Origin of the sequence: Vibrio owensii (assembly GCF_002021755.1) — a bacterium.
Classification (GTDB): domain Bacteria; phylum Pseudomonadota; class Gammaproteobacteria; order Enterobacterales; family Vibrionaceae; genus Vibrio; species Vibrio owensii.
In genome coordinates this window covers 1,154,418-1,170,883 of sequence record NZ_CP019960.1, presented here as the reverse complement: position 1 = coordinate 1,170,883, position 16,466 = coordinate 1,154,418, and the positions used below count along the sequence as shown (strand labels likewise).

General features: G+C 45.2%; 16 protein-coding genes. 7 read left to right on the top strand and 9 right to left on the bottom strand.

All coding sequences use genetic code 11. The features are described from left to right. Positions 1 to 92: 92 nt before the first annotated feature. Positions 93 to 2,810, bottom strand: coding sequence for an SO2930 family diheme c-type cytochrome (locus A9237_RS21865; protein ID WP_078609662.1), 2,718 nt, complete (start codon positions 2,808 to 2,810; stop codon positions 93 to 95). Positions 2,811 to 2,855: 45 nt separating this feature from the next. Beyond that, on the bottom strand, positions 2,856 to 4,142 hold the full coding sequence (locus A9237_RS21860) for an outer membrane protein transport protein (protein WP_078609661.1): 1,287 nt from the start codon (positions 4,140 to 4,142) through the stop codon (positions 2,856 to 2,858). Between the two features lie 469 nt (positions 4,143 to 4,611). Here A9237_RS21860 and A9237_RS21855 point away from each other — a divergent pair, with 469 nt between their 5' ends. Further along, a complete protein-coding gene (locus tag A9237_RS21855) occupies positions 4,612 to 5,589 on the top strand; it encodes a ribonuclease Z (protein ID WP_078609660.1) in 978 nt (325 codons plus the stop codon). Positions 5,590 to 5,676: 87 nt separating this feature from the next. On the opposite strand, the gene A9237_RS21850 is transcribed toward A9237_RS21855, so the two are convergent. Next, positions 5,677 to 6,156: an aminoacyl-tRNA deacylase gene (locus tag A9237_RS21850; RefSeq protein ID WP_009699021.1), complete on the bottom strand. Its 480-nt coding sequence runs from the start codon at positions 6,154 to 6,156 to the stop codon at positions 5,677 to 5,679. A gap of 129 nt (positions 6,157 to 6,285) precedes the next feature. Here A9237_RS21850 and A9237_RS21845 point away from each other — a divergent pair, with 129 nt between their 5' ends. The 3 genes from A9237_RS21845 to A9237_RS21835 all read left to right on the top strand — a co-directional run bounded on the left by A9237_RS21845 (position 6,286) and on the right by A9237_RS21835 (position 8,865). Then, positions 6,286 to 7,827, top strand: coding sequence for a glutamate synthase-related protein (locus tag A9237_RS21845; protein ID WP_078609659.1), 1,542 nt, complete (start codon positions 6,286 to 6,288; stop codon positions 7,825 to 7,827). 113 nt (positions 7,828 to 7,940) lie between these two features. Then, positions 7,941 to 8,393, top strand: a complete 453-nt coding sequence (parS, locus tag A9237_RS21840; protein ID WP_005426938.1) for a type II RES/Xre toxin-antitoxin system antitoxin — start codon at positions 7,941 to 7,943, stop codon at positions 8,391 to 8,393. A 1-nt stretch (position 8,394) separates the two neighbouring features. Beyond that, positions 8,395 to 8,865, top strand: a complete 471-nt coding sequence (locus A9237_RS21835) for an RES family NAD+ phosphorylase (protein WP_078609658.1) — start codon at positions 8,395 to 8,397, stop codon at positions 8,863 to 8,865. Positions 8,866 to 8,920: 55 nt separating this feature from the next. Here the strand turns inward: A9237_RS21835 and A9237_RS21830 are convergent, their stop codons facing one another. After that, positions 8,921 to 10,768 carry an acyltransferase family protein gene (locus A9237_RS21830; protein ID WP_078610238.1) on the bottom strand — a complete coding sequence of 616 codons (1,848 nt, stop codon included), beginning with the start codon at positions 10,766 to 10,768 and terminating at the stop codon, positions 8,921 to 8,923. 255 nt (positions 10,769 to 11,023) lie between these two features. Between A9237_RS21830 and nifW the strand changes: the two genes are divergently transcribed. Next, entirely contained in the window at positions 11,024 to 11,299 is a 276-nt protein-coding gene (gene nifW, locus A9237_RS21825) for a nitrogenase-stabilizing/protective NifW family protein (RefSeq protein ID WP_005441361.1), read from the top strand. A gap of 151 nt (positions 11,300 to 11,450) precedes the next feature. Here nifW and A9237_RS21820 read toward each other — a convergent pair whose 3' ends face one another. After that, on the bottom strand, positions 11,451 to 12,551 hold the full coding sequence (locus A9237_RS21820) for an alkene reductase (protein WP_078609657.1): 1,101 nt from the start codon (positions 12,549 to 12,551) through the stop codon (positions 11,451 to 11,453). An 11-nt stretch (positions 12,552 to 12,562) separates the two neighbouring features. Next, entirely contained in the window at positions 12,563 to 12,949 is a 387-nt protein-coding gene (gloA, locus tag A9237_RS21815; RefSeq protein ID WP_078609656.1) for a lactoylglutathione lyase, read from the bottom strand. Between the two features lie 291 nt (positions 12,950 to 13,240). Between gloA and A9237_RS21810 the strand changes: the two genes are divergently transcribed. Beyond that, positions 13,241 to 13,741 carry a MazG-related protein gene (locus A9237_RS21810; protein ID WP_078609655.1) on the top strand — a complete coding sequence of 167 codons (501 nt, stop codon included), beginning with the start codon at positions 13,241 to 13,243 and terminating at the stop codon, positions 13,739 to 13,741. Between the two features lie 22 nt (positions 13,742 to 13,763). Continuing rightward, positions 13,764 to 14,201, top strand: coding sequence for a GNAT family N-acetyltransferase (locus tag A9237_RS21805; protein WP_078609654.1), 438 nt, complete (start codon positions 13,764 to 13,766; stop codon positions 14,199 to 14,201). Positions 14,202 to 14,297: 96 nt separating this feature from the next. Here the strand turns inward: A9237_RS21805 and A9237_RS21800 are convergent, their stop codons facing one another. Genes A9237_RS21800 through A9237_RS21790 form a run of 3 tightly spaced genes read right to left on the bottom strand, consistent with a single transcriptional unit; the run spans position 14,298 to position 16,406 of the window. Then, complete coding sequence (locus A9237_RS21800; protein ID WP_078609653.1) at positions 14,298 to 14,477, bottom strand: hypothetical protein; 180 nt, start codon at positions 14,475 to 14,477, stop codon at positions 14,298 to 14,300. Positions 14,478 to 14,522: 45 nt separating this feature from the next. Then, positions 14,523 to 14,858, bottom strand: coding sequence for an Hpt domain-containing protein (locus A9237_RS21795; protein WP_009705291.1), 336 nt, complete (start codon positions 14,856 to 14,858; stop codon positions 14,523 to 14,525). A 3-nt stretch (positions 14,859 to 14,861) separates the two neighbouring features. Beyond that, entirely contained in the window at positions 14,862 to 16,406 is a 1,545-nt protein-coding gene (locus A9237_RS21790; protein WP_078609652.1) for a response regulator, read from the bottom strand. Between the last annotated feature and the right edge of the window lie 60 nt (positions 16,407 to 16,466).

The following is a 16,466-nucleotide window of genomic DNA, read 5'->3' as shown; positions in this document are numbered from 1 at the left end:
AACCGCCCAGTGAGGCGGTTTTTGTTTGTTGTTAATTCGGGGTGTTGAAGTAAGTTAATGGCTACCTAAACATCTGGTAGCCATTGATGGTATTACTCTACGCAGCTCCAGCCTGTGGTATCAATCGAGTTACTCCAATCGGCAATTAACTGAACACCTTCATCGTGAACAACGTGTCTGCCTAGTTCTGGCATCATATTTCCGTTGTCGACATTGATGCGGTAGTGCAACACAGAGTTTTCTGGATTACCCGGTACAATCACATACGGAGATGGACCTTTGTGGAAGGTGATACCACGAGCGCAAATACCCATTTCACTGCTCCCTTCACGCCAGTATTCAAACTTGAACGGGTTGCTCGCCGCTTTACCTTCGGTGCGGTGGCAGTGCGCACAGTTCACATCAAGGTACGCTTTGGCATAATCCAGTAGCTCAGTATCCGTTAGATTACTTGCTCCTACTTCGGTATCAAAGACAGGGGTCTTAGGTAAGTTCTCTGGTGTATCTGGTAAGGCTTCTGTGAATAGTCCTAGCGTTTCCCAATGCACAAGCTGGTTCACTGGTGAGCCATCAGAGACATCCTGAACACTGTTTAGGTTGCGAGCTTTAGGACCAATAGGAGAGAAACCTTTTGGCTGTGTGTTACCAGTAGGATCGGAGACATCAGATTCTACTTTGTGACACAAGGTACATTCATTTCGGCTTGGTACTTCATAAGTGAAATTAAGCGTTTCGCCGTTATGTTCTACGCTGCGCTCAAAGGGTACTGATACCGCAGTCAGGTAAGCGTCGGTTTTGTCTTCGTTCCATACGTAAGGCAGGGCAATCCAACCGCTGTCACGACGAATCAAAAGGCGAGTCTCAATGAGCTCTTCGTTTTCACCACGGGCATTCTCAGTGCTCGAAGGCAGCGCAAAGGTTTTAATCAATACGGTACCGACTGGGAAGTCGAACACCTCTTGCTCACGATAGCTTGCAGAGGCTTCGTTTGGCATCACTACAAAGCGGTATTTGCGTGCATAGTCAGTAAAGAGTTCAACGTTCATCTCATACAGAGTACCTTTCGCAGATGCCGCTAAGTTGAGGTTTTGTGTTGGATCTTTCGCGTCTTCAAACAGATTGTATTGCGACAAGCTCACACAGTTTTCACCGTATGTCGCGCTTTCACGTGTAATCGCATCCCAGTTAATACCCGCCACGTCGTCTAGGGTACAGCTTGCGTTGCCAACGATACCGTTTGGTGTATCTGGATTATCAGGATCTGTCGCTCCGTCTTCGGTTTGATTGTAACCATACACAACGCCATTAATTGTGACGGTATTGATGTCTAATGGCGTCTTAGAATCACAACCAGCAGTAAGCAGCGTTGTTTGCTCGTTGTCATATAAGAAATCTGCATTGGCTGGGTTTTCCGCATAACGGCCAATCGCGGTTGGGTCCATGTTATCAACCAATACACCAGCACTTGCGCCATTGTTCACTAAGCAGTTGCTGTCTGCATCGGTAAACTCGGTGAGGTAATTCCAGTTGGTTGTTCCTGTCATACCGTTGAGCGCATCACGCAATGGTGCAAACATTTGTGAACGAATCAGTGACTCACCTGCGCCATCATAAAATAGAGCAGGGAAGGCTTGATGATTTAACGTGTACGCTAAAATCATATCCTCAATCAGAGAACCATTTGGATTGGCGCCCGTGTTGGTAATGATGTTGTCGTGGAAATACATATTGGTCGGAACAGGGTTCCAGCCCTGCATAACGGCATTGCCTTCAGATGTCCCGTTGAGCGGACTGTAAGCGTTGGGATCGCCGTTCACCAACAAGTAACTCGTCATAGCAAGTGCCATTGAGTCGTGGTTAGTAATCGTGTTGTTGAAGAACTCACTATTACGTCCGGACAGAATGACGACGCCAGTACCAGGAGGAACGATGCCCACCACGCCACAGCCACCTAGTCCATTTTGACAGGTGGTATCAACATAATTCTCTAAGTTGTTGTCACGAATGACGTTATCAAAGATGCGTACATCATCAATTAAGCGACCAATAGTGGTAGCGCCCGGTAGGTCAAATAGCAGCACACCGCCCGTGTTTCCAAGCGCTAAGTTGTCGTAGACATCCACATTCGAACTGTTTTCAATCTCGATACCGGCGATGTTCTTTTCCGCTACGTTGTCACGGATAACCGCACCGATGGTTTGACCCACATAGATACCCGCATCGGCACTGCCGTAACTCCATGTATCTTCAATCAAGACGTTTTGAGATTTTACTGGATAGATGCCGTAAGTGCCGCGTAGGTTGCCATCTTCGTCACGTGCACGAGGCACTTCGAGCCAAACCGCTGCGACATCACGAATAATGATGCCTTCAACCCCGTCGGCTTTAAGACCGTTCTTAGAGGCTTCTGCAATTTGGAGATCGGATACGGTGATGTTCGAACCACCACTGATGGCAATACCATCTTTGCCATCCACGTCACTGAAGTCGAGGTAGGTTTGGTCGATACCAGCACCACGTAACACGAGGTTATTCTTCGAATCGACCGTCAATTGGTTATTCATTTTGAAACAACCAGCGGGCAGTGTTACCACGCTGTTGTCTTCGGCAAGTTCGACCAGGTTTTCAATCGCGGTGACTTGTTCCGCGCTCGCCCATTCCTGACCGTTACCACATAATTCTGGTGTACCGTATTCTGATAATTCATAACCGCTAGAGGTTTGCGGTTCATCATAATCGTCACTGTTACAACCCATCAAAAGACTGGAACTGATGAGTGCAGCGACAACCGTTTTGTTTATTCCGTGCATGATTTGCTTCCCTGTAATTAATGTTATTGACTCAGTCAGGAATAATTAGAAAGAGTGGTTGTATTGGATTCCGTATATGTAGGCGTCACCTTCGGAGCGATAGGCGATATCAACACCCGGTAGAGCGTGCGGCTCAAGCGGCTCAGTGAACGTGACCTCTTCGGCATCAATAAAGGTGAATCCAAAGTCGATTCGGCTGTTTTGATTGAAGGCGTACGTGGCACCAAAGCTGTAATTGATTCGGTCGGAATCTGGCAAGCTGATGCTCTTGTCGTTCACGTTAGGCGTTTCGTCGTAAGCAATACCGGCGCGCAGAGTGAGGGAAGGGTTGAGTTGGTAAGTTGCCCCAAACGCATATTTGAAGGCATTTTCGAAGTTCTCATCCTTTTGCAGAACTTCTTGCCCATCTGCGGTGGCGCGGATTTCTTCAAACACATCCCAGCCCGTCATCATCACACTGTAGTGAATAGCCAGTGGATCGGTAATCTGATGGAAACCAGAGAACTCAGTAATGCTCGGCAGGTTTAGGGTTAGGTCACCGGTCACGGTTTGACCCGGCATCGAAATCGCACTTGGAATATCTGAGTAATAATCTCCTTCGAAATCCACATCCACTTTAGAGCGATAGCTTAATCCAAAACGATGCTTTTCGTTGATCTCCCAAAGTGCGCCGAGGTTAAAACCGTAACCCCAGCCATCACCATCGAGTGATTTTGCAATATCTGTGCGTGCAAAGTTTGCACCCGTATCGGCATTGATGGCATCGGCAAGAATACCCAATGTACGTCTGAGCTTGGCTTTACCATAAACAATGCTAGCGCCAACACCAACACTGAACTCTTCGTTGATTCGGTATGCGATGGTAGGGTTAAAATTAATGGTTTCTAAACTGGTTTCTCCACCAATCGGTCCGGCTAAATAGTCATCAGGGTATTCGGTTGCCAAACCAAAGTCAGTGAAGATACCAAGCCCCCATGACCACGAGTCATTGATTGGGGCAGCGATATAAAAAGATGGCACAACCACATTGTCGACGACGTCATTGTTGGTTAGCTGATTATTGAAGGATTCTGAAGGTCCGTTACCGGTTACGCGAACCTCTGGCATGATGTAAGCAGCACCTACGGACAATTGATAAGAATCGAACATCGTAATGGCTGCAGGGTTATGTGCGACCACTGATGCACCGTCTGCGATGGCGGCTTCGCCTGCATTAGCGCGCCCTAGGCCAGCGGCTGAATGTTCGGATAATTGAAATCCAGCGGCGTATAACTTAGGGGAGCTGAGCGCTATACCTATTGCAAGCGCGAGTTTTGCATTCCTTGTCTTCATATCACTCTGAAACTCCATGTGTTTTTAGGATGCGTTTTAAATAAAAGTGCCTAATAACCTATACAGGGGATGAGTAGGTTGTTTGCTAAACACTCAGCTCAAGCATAAAAACAATTAACATGTTTGTAACATTGAATTTCAGGATTTGTTATTACCATCTCATATAACTAATGGTTTGTAGTTTTGGGTGTAAATATCTGTAAATGTTATAGTTAAGCTCGATTTATACATCGTGGATGTTTCACGAAACAGCCCCTATGGTGTTTGATGTCCACTCAAAAAGTTCGGCTTAAGTGTTATAGAATAGTGAATGGTAATTAGTGTGTTTTGGTACGCTTGTTTTAAACGGATGTTTAATTGATATTTAAAGCTTAGTGTTAAAATCGGTCAGAATCATGCAATTTATCACTGAATCGAATGCTAACCTTTATGAGTGATTAGAGCTTTTACTTAAGGAATGGGAAGTCATATGGAGCTGTATTTCTTAGGAACGTCCTCTGGGGTTCCAACTAAATCCCGTAATGTTTCTGCGACTGCTTTGCTGGAGAGCAAGGGGAAAGGGTGGTTTCTAGTTGACTGCGGAGAGGCGACTCAGCACCAATTGCTATACACTCCATTATCACTTAATTATTTACGAGTTATTTGTATTACCCATATTCATGGCGACCATTGCTATGGCTTACCGGGCTTGCTCGCCAGTGCAGGCATGAATAACCGCAAAGATCCTCTGACGATCATTGCGCCAGAAGGGATTAAACAGTGGTTTGAAGCGACTCAAACGTTCACCAAACTCTATCTGCCATTTGAACTTCACTTCATTGAAGTCGAGCAGTTTGATTCGATTGAAATTGGTCAGTTTACGATTACCGCGACTGGACTTTCACATCGCGTTCCTAGCTTTGCTTACTGTTTTGAAGAATTAACTATTCGTATGTATCCAGACATCGAAAAACTTGAGCAATCGAACATTCCGAGGGGACCTATCTGGGGAGAACTTGTCCGTGGCAATGATGTGGAGTACCAAGGTCAAACCCTAATGAGTAAGGCGTTTACTAAGCTTGCACACCTTCCTAGAAAAGCGATCATTTGTGGTGATAACGACACACCAGAGAAGCTCGATAGTCTAATTGAAGGCGCGCATCTGTTGGTACACGAATCAACGTACTCAGAAGCGATGAAAGAGCGAGCAGGAGAAGTTGGTCACGCTTATTCTTCTCAAGTCGCCAGTTATGCGCAGACAAAACAAATTCCGAGCTTGATTCTCACTCACTTTAGTCCTCGCTATCAATTCAGCCCTGAAGCGGAAGTGTCGATTGAGCAGATTCGGCAAGAAGCTCAAACTGCTTACTCTGGTCATCTCTTTATTGCTCACGATCTCGCGCATTATCGAATTGACAGAGCGGGTTTGGTTGAGGAGGTTAAAGACGCTAAAGATAAGAACGAATAAAGGCTCTTGTCGCGAAAGCAATTCAAAATGAAATCGTCACAACAAGAGCCAACTTGTTCTAGGCACTGCATTCATTGCAGCTTAAGACTAATGAAATACCTGACTACTAAAACGTAGAAAACGACTTTCTCCCATCAGTTCACGGAACGCTTCTTTATCCAGCTTAATCAAGGTTTCGTGATCGCCTGCTTCCAAATACACATGCTCTAAATTGGCGAGCATTTCATCGCAAATGGTTGCCATGTGATAAGCGCTACCCACCGGAGGTATCGCGCCGTTATCGCAATCGGTAAACAAACGATAGACTTCTCTTTCTTTGATTAGATGGAAAGAGGCGTTGAGCTCGTCATTCAATCGAGACAAGCTGATTTTATTATTCGCAGGCAAGACAGCCATCATATGACGACCTTGGTGATCTTCCAAAATCACGCCTTTTGCCAAGTTATTGAGAGGGATACCCGCTGCAACACCGCTTTGCAGCGAACTATTACTATGACTGTGATTCACGGTTTGAAAGTGAATATGGTGCTCAGTCAAATAGTGGTCGAGCCGGGTTGACATGGTCATGTTAGCCTCCTGAGTGTTGAGACCCACATAAAGTATAGGTAAATCTCTATTCCCCTGACGCTTTACTTGAGCTGTTCTACGCTTAACGAAAGCCAACCACAGAGTATGGCATTGAAAAAGGGAAGCAAAATGAGCAAACCAGTAATAGCGGATAACAAACCGATCAAAGTTGAGCTTGTGCAAGGGCAAGAATATTACTTTTGTCGATGCGGGCGATCTAAGAACCAACCTTATTGTGATGGCTCCCACGCCGGAACCGATTTTAAACCCATGAGCTTTGTCGCTGAAAAGGATGAAGATGCGTATCTGTGTCAGTGTAAGCACACCGCAAATGCGCCTTTATGCGATGGGGTGCATAAGCAGTTCACCTCTGAGCAAGTGGGACAAGAAGGTCCGGGTATCCAAGCGGGACATAACGAGATCCCAATTGCAGTGGCGACGCAAGAAGAACCCACGGTTGAGTTTATTCACCAACTGGCAAGAGAAGGGCTGTCAAAGTTAGGGCACCATGGACCTATGACGGCGATGGGTGTGCCGAGAGACCAATTGCCCCATTGGGATGACCTGCAAATGATGGTCGCACAAATGGCAACCAAACCTCTGATGGAGGATGTGTCAGTCAAAACTGAATTGGTAATTGGTCCGAAAGCGAAGAAGCCGCTGGTACTAAAAATTCCATTGTTTGTCTCTGACATGAGCTTTGGTGCGTTATCAGAAGAAGCCAAAATCTCACTCGCGAAAGGTGCGGAGTTAGCCGGAACCGGAATTTGCTCTGGAGAAGGCGGCATGCTGCCAGAAGAACAAGCGGCGAACTCCCGTTATTTCTATGAACTGGCGAGTGCGCAATTTGGTTACGACGAATCTAAGTTGCCCAATGTTCAAGCTTTCCACTTTAAAGGTGGACAGGGAGCAAAAACAGGAACTGGTGGTCATCTTCCTGCCAATAAAAATGTGGGCAAAATATCGCAAGTGCGTGGCATTCCCGAAGGGCAATCTGCGATTTCACCACCGACGTTTAAAGATCTGCATACCGCAGAAGATTTTAAAAAGTTTGCAGATCGGGTACGTGAAGTGACAGGTGGTATCCCGATAGGCTTCAAGCTCAGTGCAAACCATATCGAAGAAGACATTCAATTCGCACTCGATGCCAGTGCGGATTACATCATTTTGGATGGTCGTGGAGGAGGTACGGGCGCAGCGCCTGCTATGTTCCGTGATCACATCAGCGTGCCAACCATTCCCGCTCTCGCTAGAGCAAGACGCTATCTGGATGCTCAAGGTGTGAGTGACCGTGTCACGTTAATTGTCACGGGTGGGCTACGTGTTCCAATGGACTTTGTAAAAGCGATGGCGCTCGGGGCAGATGGCGTTGCGATTTCTAACAGTGCGATGCAGTCGATAGGTTGTGTAGCCGCGAGAATGTGCAATACCAACAATTGTCCAGCAGGCATTGCGACACAAAAAGCCGACTTAAGACAGCGGTTGAATGTGGATAAAGCCTCGGTTCAATTGAAGAACTTTTTTGAAGCCTCGGTTGAGTTGATGCAAGTGATGGCAAGAGCGTGTGGACACGATGATCTCCGCAAGTTTAATCAACACGACCTAGCCACTTGGAATCGCGATATGGCGTTGCTTTCTGGGGTGAAATACGCAGGCGTAGACAAGCCTTAACGTTTCTCTTGCTCTGATTAGTGCCTGTTTTGCTGTGGCTGCAATTTGTGCGATTGATAATTGAGCTCATATGGACCATAATAATAAGACCATTTGGTCTATAGGAGCTCAGTATGGCAACAGCAACATTAAAAAGCTTTAAACCGAAGCTGCCTCACAAGGCAAACTTCTGGTTTATGCTGGGCATTGAAGATGCCGAAACCGGTCGTACCGATGCGGTTCATAAAGGCTTTGAGCCAAAGGTATACCGTAATATCGTCGAGCGTGTGAAGCTTTCTCAAAGCGAATTCCAACACGTTACTTTGATCCCGGTGAGCACCATCAAACGTCGACTCAAAAACGAAGAGCGCTTCAACACGCAAGAGAGTGATGCCATCTATCGTTTAGCGATGCTACTTAAGCTAGCAACAGAACTGTTTGATGATGAAGAACGCGCACTAGGTTGGATGCGTGAGAATGTTTATGGTTTGGGTGGCAAGCGCCCACTAGACATGGTTTCAACCACGGTTGATTTTGAAATCGTCAAAGATTTGATTGGACGACTAGAGCACGGGGTATTCTCGTAATATGAAGCTCTATCGACTGACTCAAAAGAAGTTCTCTGAGTCTCCATTTAGCCCAATCGGTGCCAAGCTGTACGGCGGGCGATGGAACTCTAAAGGAACCGAAGCACTGTACTTTTCTCAATCCGAATCTCTTTGCTCGTTAGAAGTTTTCGTTCATGTAAACAACGATCCGGCGATCACCAAGCTTTACGATTTGTATCGTATCGAGATGCCGGAATACTTAATTGCCGCACTGGATGAAGAAGATCTGCCGGTCACTTGGCGCTCCATTCCTGCTAGTGAATCCACACAATATATTGGCGACCAGTTTCTCAACGATCCTCATCCTGAGTTTGCTGCACTACAAGTGCCTTCGACAATTTCTCCTCGTGACAACAACTACGTCGTCAATACAAACCATCCCAAGATGAAAGACATCCTGAAAAAAGCAGAAAAGCTCGATTTTGCTTTCGACCCACGAATTTTCAAATAAAAAAGCTCAGCGTTTGAATTAGCGCTGAGCTTTCTTTCTCTCTTTTGTCATTGGGTTAATGCTGAGCAGTCAGCTGTTGATTGTCACTCAACTCCTTCTGATAGCTACTCAATACAATTTCTGCGCCTTTGTAAGATAGGTGGCTTGCATCGGTGTACATAGCATTGTTGCTGTCCACTTTCATTGCGCATTTGCCCTGTTGGCAGATGTAGTTAGTAAGGTCGACAAACTCCACATGTTCAAATTGGTCAAAGTACGCTGCCAGCGTTGCTACATGATGCGGGTGTGACTGCTTCGGTGCAAAGTCACATTCATTGCCTGTGTTATCACCAAACAATTGCGCTTTCCATAAGCACTCGCCAATAGCATACGGTGCAGAAGGTGTCGGACCAAAGACAACGATCTCTCTGTCTTCTAACTCGTTCAATAGATGGGTGAGCGAAGCTTGGTAGTCTTGCTTAGAGAGCTCTTTATTGAAGTTAGAAGAAATCACCACACGTCGAATTGAAGGCGTATTCCGAATGGTTTCTACTGCATCGGTGAAGAAGCTTCGACACGATAGATTATTGACTCCTGCAATCATGTCGACATAACCCACCGCACAAGAATCTTGCGTAAGCTGGACAACTCCCGTTGGTGTGTCATTTGAGAGCTGCTGAACAAAGACCATGCTGTGGCTGTTACCCAATACTGCGACAGTAGGCTCTGAAGATGAAGAACAAGTGTCGTTGATGGTTGTATTACCATTACATGCAATGCCGTAGCCATTGTTTACACGCATGGCTTCAAAAAATGCGCTACGGTCGGGAAAGCCTCCGTTTTTATGACCGACGACACCAAAAGCAAGCAGCGGTAGGGTGACTAACACAAGTGAAGCAGCAAGTGTGCTCATGCCGATTTTTCTGCGGCTACGGAAAGGCTTTTCAACAAAGCGCCAAGTTAAGTAAGAAAAGGCAAATAGAGCCACTAGATAAAACGCTAGGCTGAACTCTTGTCCGGCAGTAAGTACGTAGCGATAAAAAACCAACAAAGGAATGTGCCACAAATAAAGGCTGTAGCTGATCAACCCAACAAAAACCACCGATTTGAGGCTTAGAGCTTTACCAAGCATATTGTCTTTGGATGAGAACAAGATAATAAGTGCGGTGCCAATCACAGGGATTAACAGCATGAGCCCGGCGCCATCTTTTGATTTATCAAACAACAAAGCAGAGGCGAGAACTAGCGTTAAACCAATCATCGCTAAGGTGTTGTTGGGTTTGATGACGGTTTTGTGCATCACTAGGGCAATCAGAGAGCCCGCCGCCAGTTCCCACGCACGAGAGAAAATCATGTAAAAGGCGAAATCAGGATCACCACTGGCGTACCAAATAGTCATCAGGCTTAGTGCAAACACCGCAATGAAGAAGGTGAGGTAAGACATGAGCTTGCCACGTGCAAGAAGCATGAGCAGAAGAGGGATTACAATGTAGTATTGTTCTTCTACGCCCAAGCTCCAAGTATGAAAGAGCGGATTGGCTTGTTCTTCCAGCCCAAAATAATTGTGCCCTTTGAGGTAAAGCAAAACATTAGAGGCGGACAGAATGGAAGACACAGAAAACTCGCCTACCTCTTTGTGTGCATGTGGAAGGAACAACCACCAAGAGAGTAGGTAACACACGGCAATAACCAGCAACAGTAAGGGCAGAATCCTACGAATACGGCGCTCGTAGAAATCAGCAAGGCTGAATTGGTTCTTATCCAAATCGTTTATCACAATTGTGGTAATTAAATAGCCACTGATCACGAAGAACACGTCTACGCCAATAAAGCCACCAGCGAACGCTTCGATGTCTGCGTGGAAGAAGATCACCAATATGACGGCAATCGCTCTTAATCCATCTATTTCTGCTCGGTAAGTCATCATCATCTCTCCCTAGTCAACAAACTCACTAACGCAAAATGCGCACCAAAAATTAGGCTCATAAAATCAGTGAGTTAAAAAGCATTCTGAAGATGAGAAGAGTTTTGCAGGATGACTTCTTATATTGATTTTCATTTTGAAAATTTAAAACTCAGCGGTTTCTAGCAAAATGACGTGCTACGGATGTAAATCAAAGAACGGTTGAACGGAAGTTTTTATACTCGGAGCTAAGTGAACAAACTCAGAAACGAGGCTATGAGCCAAAACGATATTCAAGCCAAGATTGCCAGCTTTACTTGTATCGAAGAAGCTTTGGATTACTTCGATATTGGTTTTGACAGCCGCTTTATTGATAAACACAGAGTGGAGTTAGTAAAGCGCTTCAATGGCTATTTGATTCTGACTAAGCCTGAAGATTGGTTTGCGGCTCGCCGTGCATTAAAGAACGCATATTGCAAAGTGCAGCGAAGTTTGTTGGATAAAACCACACGCTCGGCTTGTCGTGGTTGCACTTCTTGTCAGCGTCGTTAGAACCCATTTCAATACCCAAGCCATAATGTCAGACAACTCTGGGCGCTAAAAAAAAGAAACCCCGCAGATGCATTCAAACTCATCTGCGGGGTTTTTGTCTATTCAACTTGCCTATTCAAATAAGTCGGCTGAACTAGGCAAGCTCAACGGTTTAGTTTGCTTGGTAAGTCGGGTAATCCAACAGACCTTTTTCGTTACCACCAAACAGCGTCGCAGGATCGTGAGCCGCTAACGGGTAATCGTTCTTGATACGGTTCGGTAGGTCAGGGTTCGCGATGAACGGACGACCGAAGCCAACCATATCTGCCAAGCCACTTTCTAGAGCTTCAGCTGCTTTCTCTGTGTTGTAGCGACCAGCATAAATGATGGTGCCTTTGTAAGCTTCACGAACGGCTGTTTTGAACTCAGCAGGCGTATCTGGTGCGTCATCCCAGTCTACTTCTGCAATGTGCATGTAAACAACGTTTAGCTTATCAAGCAGCGCCGCAGCAGCTGTGTAAGTTTCTACTGGTGTTTTATCTACAGTACCGTTTAGTGACGTAAACGGAGCAAGACGAACACCAACGCGATCAGCACCAATCGCTTGAGTCATCGCTTCAACCACTTCACCCAAGAAACGTAAACGGTTTTCAACTGAACCACCGTATTCATCTGTGCGGTTGTTTGCTTCAGAATCGATAAACTGGTTTACAAGATAGCCGTTCGCTGCGTGCAGCTCGATGCCATCAAAACCAGCTTCAATCGCATTCAATGCCGCTTGACGGTACTCTTCGATAACCACTTTGATGTCTTCTTTCGTCATCTCACGTGGTTCTGCCACGTCAACAAAACCAGGTTCATCCGTGCCGTTATCGATAAACACTTTCACGTTTTCTGCTTTTAGTGCAGAAGAAGAAATTGGTTGCTCACCACCGATGTTGTCAGGGTGAGTTACACGGCCTACGTGCCAAAGCTGAGCGAAGACCGCGCCGCCTTTTGCGTGTACTGCGTCAGTGACTTTTTTCCAGCCTGCGATTTGTTCTTGGCTGTAAATACCCGGTGTCCAAGCGTAACCTTGACCCATAGGTGAAATCTGTGTGCCTTCCGCAACAATCAAGCCCGCAGATGCGCGCTGTGCATAGTACTCAGCCATCATGTCGTTTGCGACGTTGCCAGGCTGGCTTGCACGAGAGCGAGTCATTGGTGGCATAACGATACGGTTCTGAAGCGTTAGAGAACCAAGTTGTACAGGTTGAAACAATGTATCTTTCATGACTAACCTCGTTATTTGCTTGTTTGAATCAATTCGATTTGGTAACCGTCAGGGTCTTTAATGAATGCGATATGCGTTTCACCGCCTTTCATTGGACCTGGTTCACGAGTGACATTGCCACCAAGTGCTTTGATTTTGTCGCATGCAGCGTAAATATCTTCACAACCTAATGCCATGTGACCGAACGCATTACCTAGGTCATAGCTGTCTGTGTCCCAGTTGTAAGTCAGTTCAATCGTCGCGCTGCCTGGTTGGTCTGTGTTACCGACAAACACGAGAGTGTAGCGGTATTCTGTGTTTTCGAAGCGATCAAGCTCGCTCATACCAAGAACTTTGGTGTAAAACTCGATGGACTTATCCAGGTCAGCCACGCGGATCATAGTGTGAAGAAATTTCATATTTAACCTTCTTATCTCGGCTTGTGAGGCGATGTCGGAGTGACAAAGGCATTTCAACAAGCAACGTTGTTGAAGCTAAAGATAAAGGTATTGCAGGCAAACATGAAATTATCATTGATTATTGTTTGTATAATATTCTGTTATCAAAATCGTAGGGTATTTGATCATTTTGGTGGCTCATTAATCGAAGTAAAAGCGCGAGGCACTTTAACCTTTTATTTTTAATATAAATTACTTACAGTGATTGATTATTAGATTGAATGCATACTAATGAAAACAAAAGGACAGCGGATGAATGAATCAGTGTATCGTGCAATGTCTTGGCTGAAAGGAATTCTGGATAAGCAAGATATTCGTTACCAGATTGTCGGAGGTTTCGCCGCCCACCTTCATGGTGGTTCTCGGCCTATTGCTGACATTGACCTCTATATTGAAAAAGAGGATGTACATGCGCTTCTACCGTTCTTTCAACCTTTTGTAAGTAAACCGCTCAAACACTACTGTGAAGAAGGGTGGGACTTAGAATACCTTCAGCTGATTTATGAAAACCAGAAAATCGAAATTGGATTGACTCCGGGGACGAAGATTTTCAGCACCTCAAACCAACAATGGGTATTGCTTGATATTAATTTGGCCGAATCCGTACAGCGCGATTTTCATGGGCTAACTTTGCCGGTCATCAATGCAAGCTCTCTTGTTGAGTACAAACGAATCCTCAATCGAAAAGTCGATCAAATCGATATCAAAGAGCTAGAAGAAATCCAACAAGCGGATGAGGCTCAATCAAATTAGACATGATTAAGGAAAGGATGCCATGAATGTCTCTCTGAGAGAGGTTACGAAACAAAACTATGAACTCGTCTGCGACTTGGATGTAACGAAACCACAAGAAGAATTTGTAGCATGCAACATGTGGTCGCTGGTGGAGTCTTTCTACAACGAAGGCCATGTAGTTCGTGCAATCTATCTAGACGAGGAAGCCGTTGGTTTTTTCATGTGGGTTCATGAAGCAAGTGATAAAGTTTCTATTTGGCGTTTTATGGTCGATGCCAAACACCAAAACAAAGGAATAGGGCGAGTTGCATTAAAACTGGCAATCGAAGAGATCAAACAAGCGCCCAATCTCAAACATATAGAGATCTGTTACAACCCGACTAATCCAGTCGCTAAGCCTTTCTACAGTCAGTTTGGTTTTGAAGAAGTTGGTATGGATGAAGATGGTGAAGATATGTTGGCAATCATCGAACTCTAACGCACATACCATGAAAAAGGGGTCAGCACAGCTAACCCCTCTGATTCAGAATTTGAAAACCCGTAATGGTCGCGTTTAGCTCCCTCTATCGGTCTTTCATTTTGCGTTAGTTACAGCAAGCAGTAATTCGAGCTCTTCAGGTGTCAGTAAGTCTTTGTTTTTCATGACTTCACTTTCTTCTAAAGAAAGCCGCGTCTGGCTTATTAAGTATTTTTTTTGAGTTGGTGTCAGATCCTTAAGCGAATCTATCAACTCTTTAAAATTTGTGTTGTTCATAGCCTAGCATTTCCAATTAACGTAATATTTTTTATTGTTTTGTCACTAATCCATGTTGGATAAGTAATCAGTTATCTGTTGGTTTATCGTAACCAACTCTTTATTAACTATAGCCAGATCCCCGCTATCTGGTGCGATATTATCTCTTGTGTGCTCCTCTATATTATTAAGTGCTGATACTGCCGACTCCTCTCCAAAGCTTGAAAGGATGCCTTTTAGACTGTGTGACAGTAGGAACAACTCGGGCCAATTTTGGTCTTGGTTAAGCTGATTAATACGGTCCAATCCATCTTCGTAGTCTTCCATATAGGTTGAGAAAACAGCAAAGATAATATCGACATCGTTGTCCATATAAGTATTGAGTACTTCGAAATTGATCATTGCTCATCTCCACTGTGTGGCTTGTAGGTTGAAAGGGGTTGGCAACTGGGACGAGTAAGAGCCGGATAGGTAATCTTTGAGCCAGTTAGACCAATTGGGTGGTAAAGGACGCTGAGAAAGAAACTCAATGCTCTCGTCCAATATAATATCTGTGGCATCAATGCTGTTATCAGAGAGTTTTTTGAGACGCATTTCAGTTGAGAACGGGTACCTATCTCTCAAGCGCTTGTCGTTGTTGTCTCCTTGCGCGCTTTGTTTCATCGGCACTCCAGACTTTGCTGCAAGTAGTGCCAGCAAGCTCTGTTTAATTGCGAATTCACCGAAGAAATCCATCAATGGAATCGCTTGTTTCAGCAAGGGCAACGGGGTTTTATTTGGTGTTGCATAGTAATAGCTGAGAGACTTCATCAGCTTTCTGTGCGCGTATTCTGGTCGCGCTTCAAGCAACAACAACTTGCATTGCATCATTTGCTTGAAGGCCGCTAAATCGACTTGCTGATTTCGGTTCAGTTGTTTCTCCGCCAGCAAGCAAAAGTCATTCAGTTTTATAAGTACTTTTTTCTTCTCGTTGGTGCTCGAAAGCGTCTTGAAGTGCTCACTGATCAAATCAACATACGAATGCATTGCAGATAACCAGAGCGTATCAGTTGAAGAAACGTTCGAGGCATACAGATACCCAACCTCGTATAGCCTTTCTATCTGTCCAAGCTTGGATACTATTCGAGAAACAGTGACCATACGTGCACTACTGCTTGGTGTAAGCTCAAACGCTCGATTTGCCAGAATGGACGCATTATTGTGCTGGCCAAGTGTTTCGTATAAACCAACGAGATTATCAATTGCTCTCAAGCAAAGAGGGTTATGCGTGACATAATTTGCTAGTACGTCCACCGCTTCCCTGATCTTTCCTTGTTTATGGAATAAAAAGGCTTCGGCGCAGATCCGGCTCGCGTGTTCTTTGTCATTGCAGAAGGGAAGAAAGTTCTCAAGCACATCAAACTGCTGAGTCTCGACCAAGGTATCGATAAGCAGTGATTCCACACAAACGCTTGTCGCATACTTTTTATGTAGGCGTGCTACTTCAGCGAGAGTGAGAGTTCTGCATTTGCCCAGTGATTGACGTACTTCCGCAAGGTTATGCTGCTCTTGTAATGCAGCAAGCATCTTGTTCTTCAACGCTTTGGTTTGAAGTGGTTTGGTAAGAAGGTGTCTTACTCGGCCAGAGAGGGCAGTTAGTACCGTTTCCTGCGTAGCGTCACCAGATATCATAAGAACCGCAGTGGTGTCAGAGATTAACTTGGCTCGGCTCATCAAATTGATCAAATCAAGCCCAGTCAACTTAGTCGACAAGTGATAGTCCATTACAATAAATGAGTAAAAGCGTGTTTTCACCGCGTTCAATGCTTCTTGCGCGCTATTCACACAAGTGATGTTCGCCAATTTTGCCCCAAGCGAAACCAGTTGATGCTTGATCAACGTCGCTGATGTTGAGCAGTCATCAATGACTAAAATGCTGATGTTATCGACTTCGATCTTCCCTGCGGTCAAACTTCTACCTATTTATACGGATTAGCACACTCTAAAATAAAGTTAGTCATCAGTTTGCAT

Bases quoted from the DNA above. Each gene is read 5' to 3' on its own strand.
- A9237_RS21865 (WP_078609662.1), bottom strand. From the start codon at position 2,810: ATGCACGGAATAAACAAAACGGTTGTCGCTGCACTCATCAGTTCCAGT.
- A9237_RS21860 (WP_078609661.1), bottom strand. From the start codon at position 4,142: ATGAAGACAAGGAATGCAAAACTCGCGCTTGCAATAGGTATAGCGCTC.
- A9237_RS21855 (WP_078609660.1), top strand. From the start codon at position 4,612: ATGGAGCTGTATTTCTTAGGAACGTCCTCTGGGGTTCCAACTAAATCC.
- A9237_RS21850 (WP_009699021.1), bottom strand. From the start codon at position 6,156: ATGACCATGTCAACCCGGCTCGACCACTATTTGACTGAGCACCATATT.
- A9237_RS21845 (WP_078609659.1), top strand. From the start codon at position 6,286: ATGAGCAAACCAGTAATAGCGGATAACAAACCGATCAAAGTTGAGCTT.
- parS (WP_005426938.1), top strand. From the start codon at position 7,941: ATGGCAACAGCAACATTAAAAAGCTTTAAACCGAAGCTGCCTCACAAG.
- A9237_RS21835 (WP_078609658.1), top strand. From the start codon at position 8,395: ATGAAGCTCTATCGACTGACTCAAAAGAAGTTCTCTGAGTCTCCATTT.
- A9237_RS21830 (WP_078610238.1), bottom strand. From the start codon at position 10,768: ATGACTTACCGAGCAGAAATAGATGGATTAAGAGCGATTGCCGTCATA.
- nifW (WP_005441361.1), top strand. From the start codon at position 11,024: ATGAGCCAAAACGATATTCAAGCCAAGATTGCCAGCTTTACTTGTATC.
- A9237_RS21820 (WP_078609657.1), bottom strand. From the start codon at position 12,551: ATGAAAGATACATTGTTTCAACCTGTACAACTTGGTTCTCTAACGCTT.
- gloA (WP_078609656.1), bottom strand. From the start codon at position 12,949: ATGAAATTTCTTCACACTATGATCCGCGTGGCTGACCTGGATAAGTCC.
- A9237_RS21810 (WP_078609655.1), top strand. From the start codon at position 13,241: ATGAATGAATCAGTGTATCGTGCAATGTCTTGGCTGAAAGGAATTCTG.
- A9237_RS21805 (WP_078609654.1), top strand. From the start codon at position 13,764: ATGAATGTCTCTCTGAGAGAGGTTACGAAACAAAACTATGAACTCGTC.
- A9237_RS21800 (WP_078609653.1), bottom strand. From the start codon at position 14,477: ATGAACAACACAAATTTTAAAGAGTTGATAGATTCGCTTAAGGATCTG.
- A9237_RS21795 (WP_009705291.1), bottom strand. From the start codon at position 14,858: ATGATCAATTTCGAAGTACTCAATACTTATATGGACAACGATGTCGAT.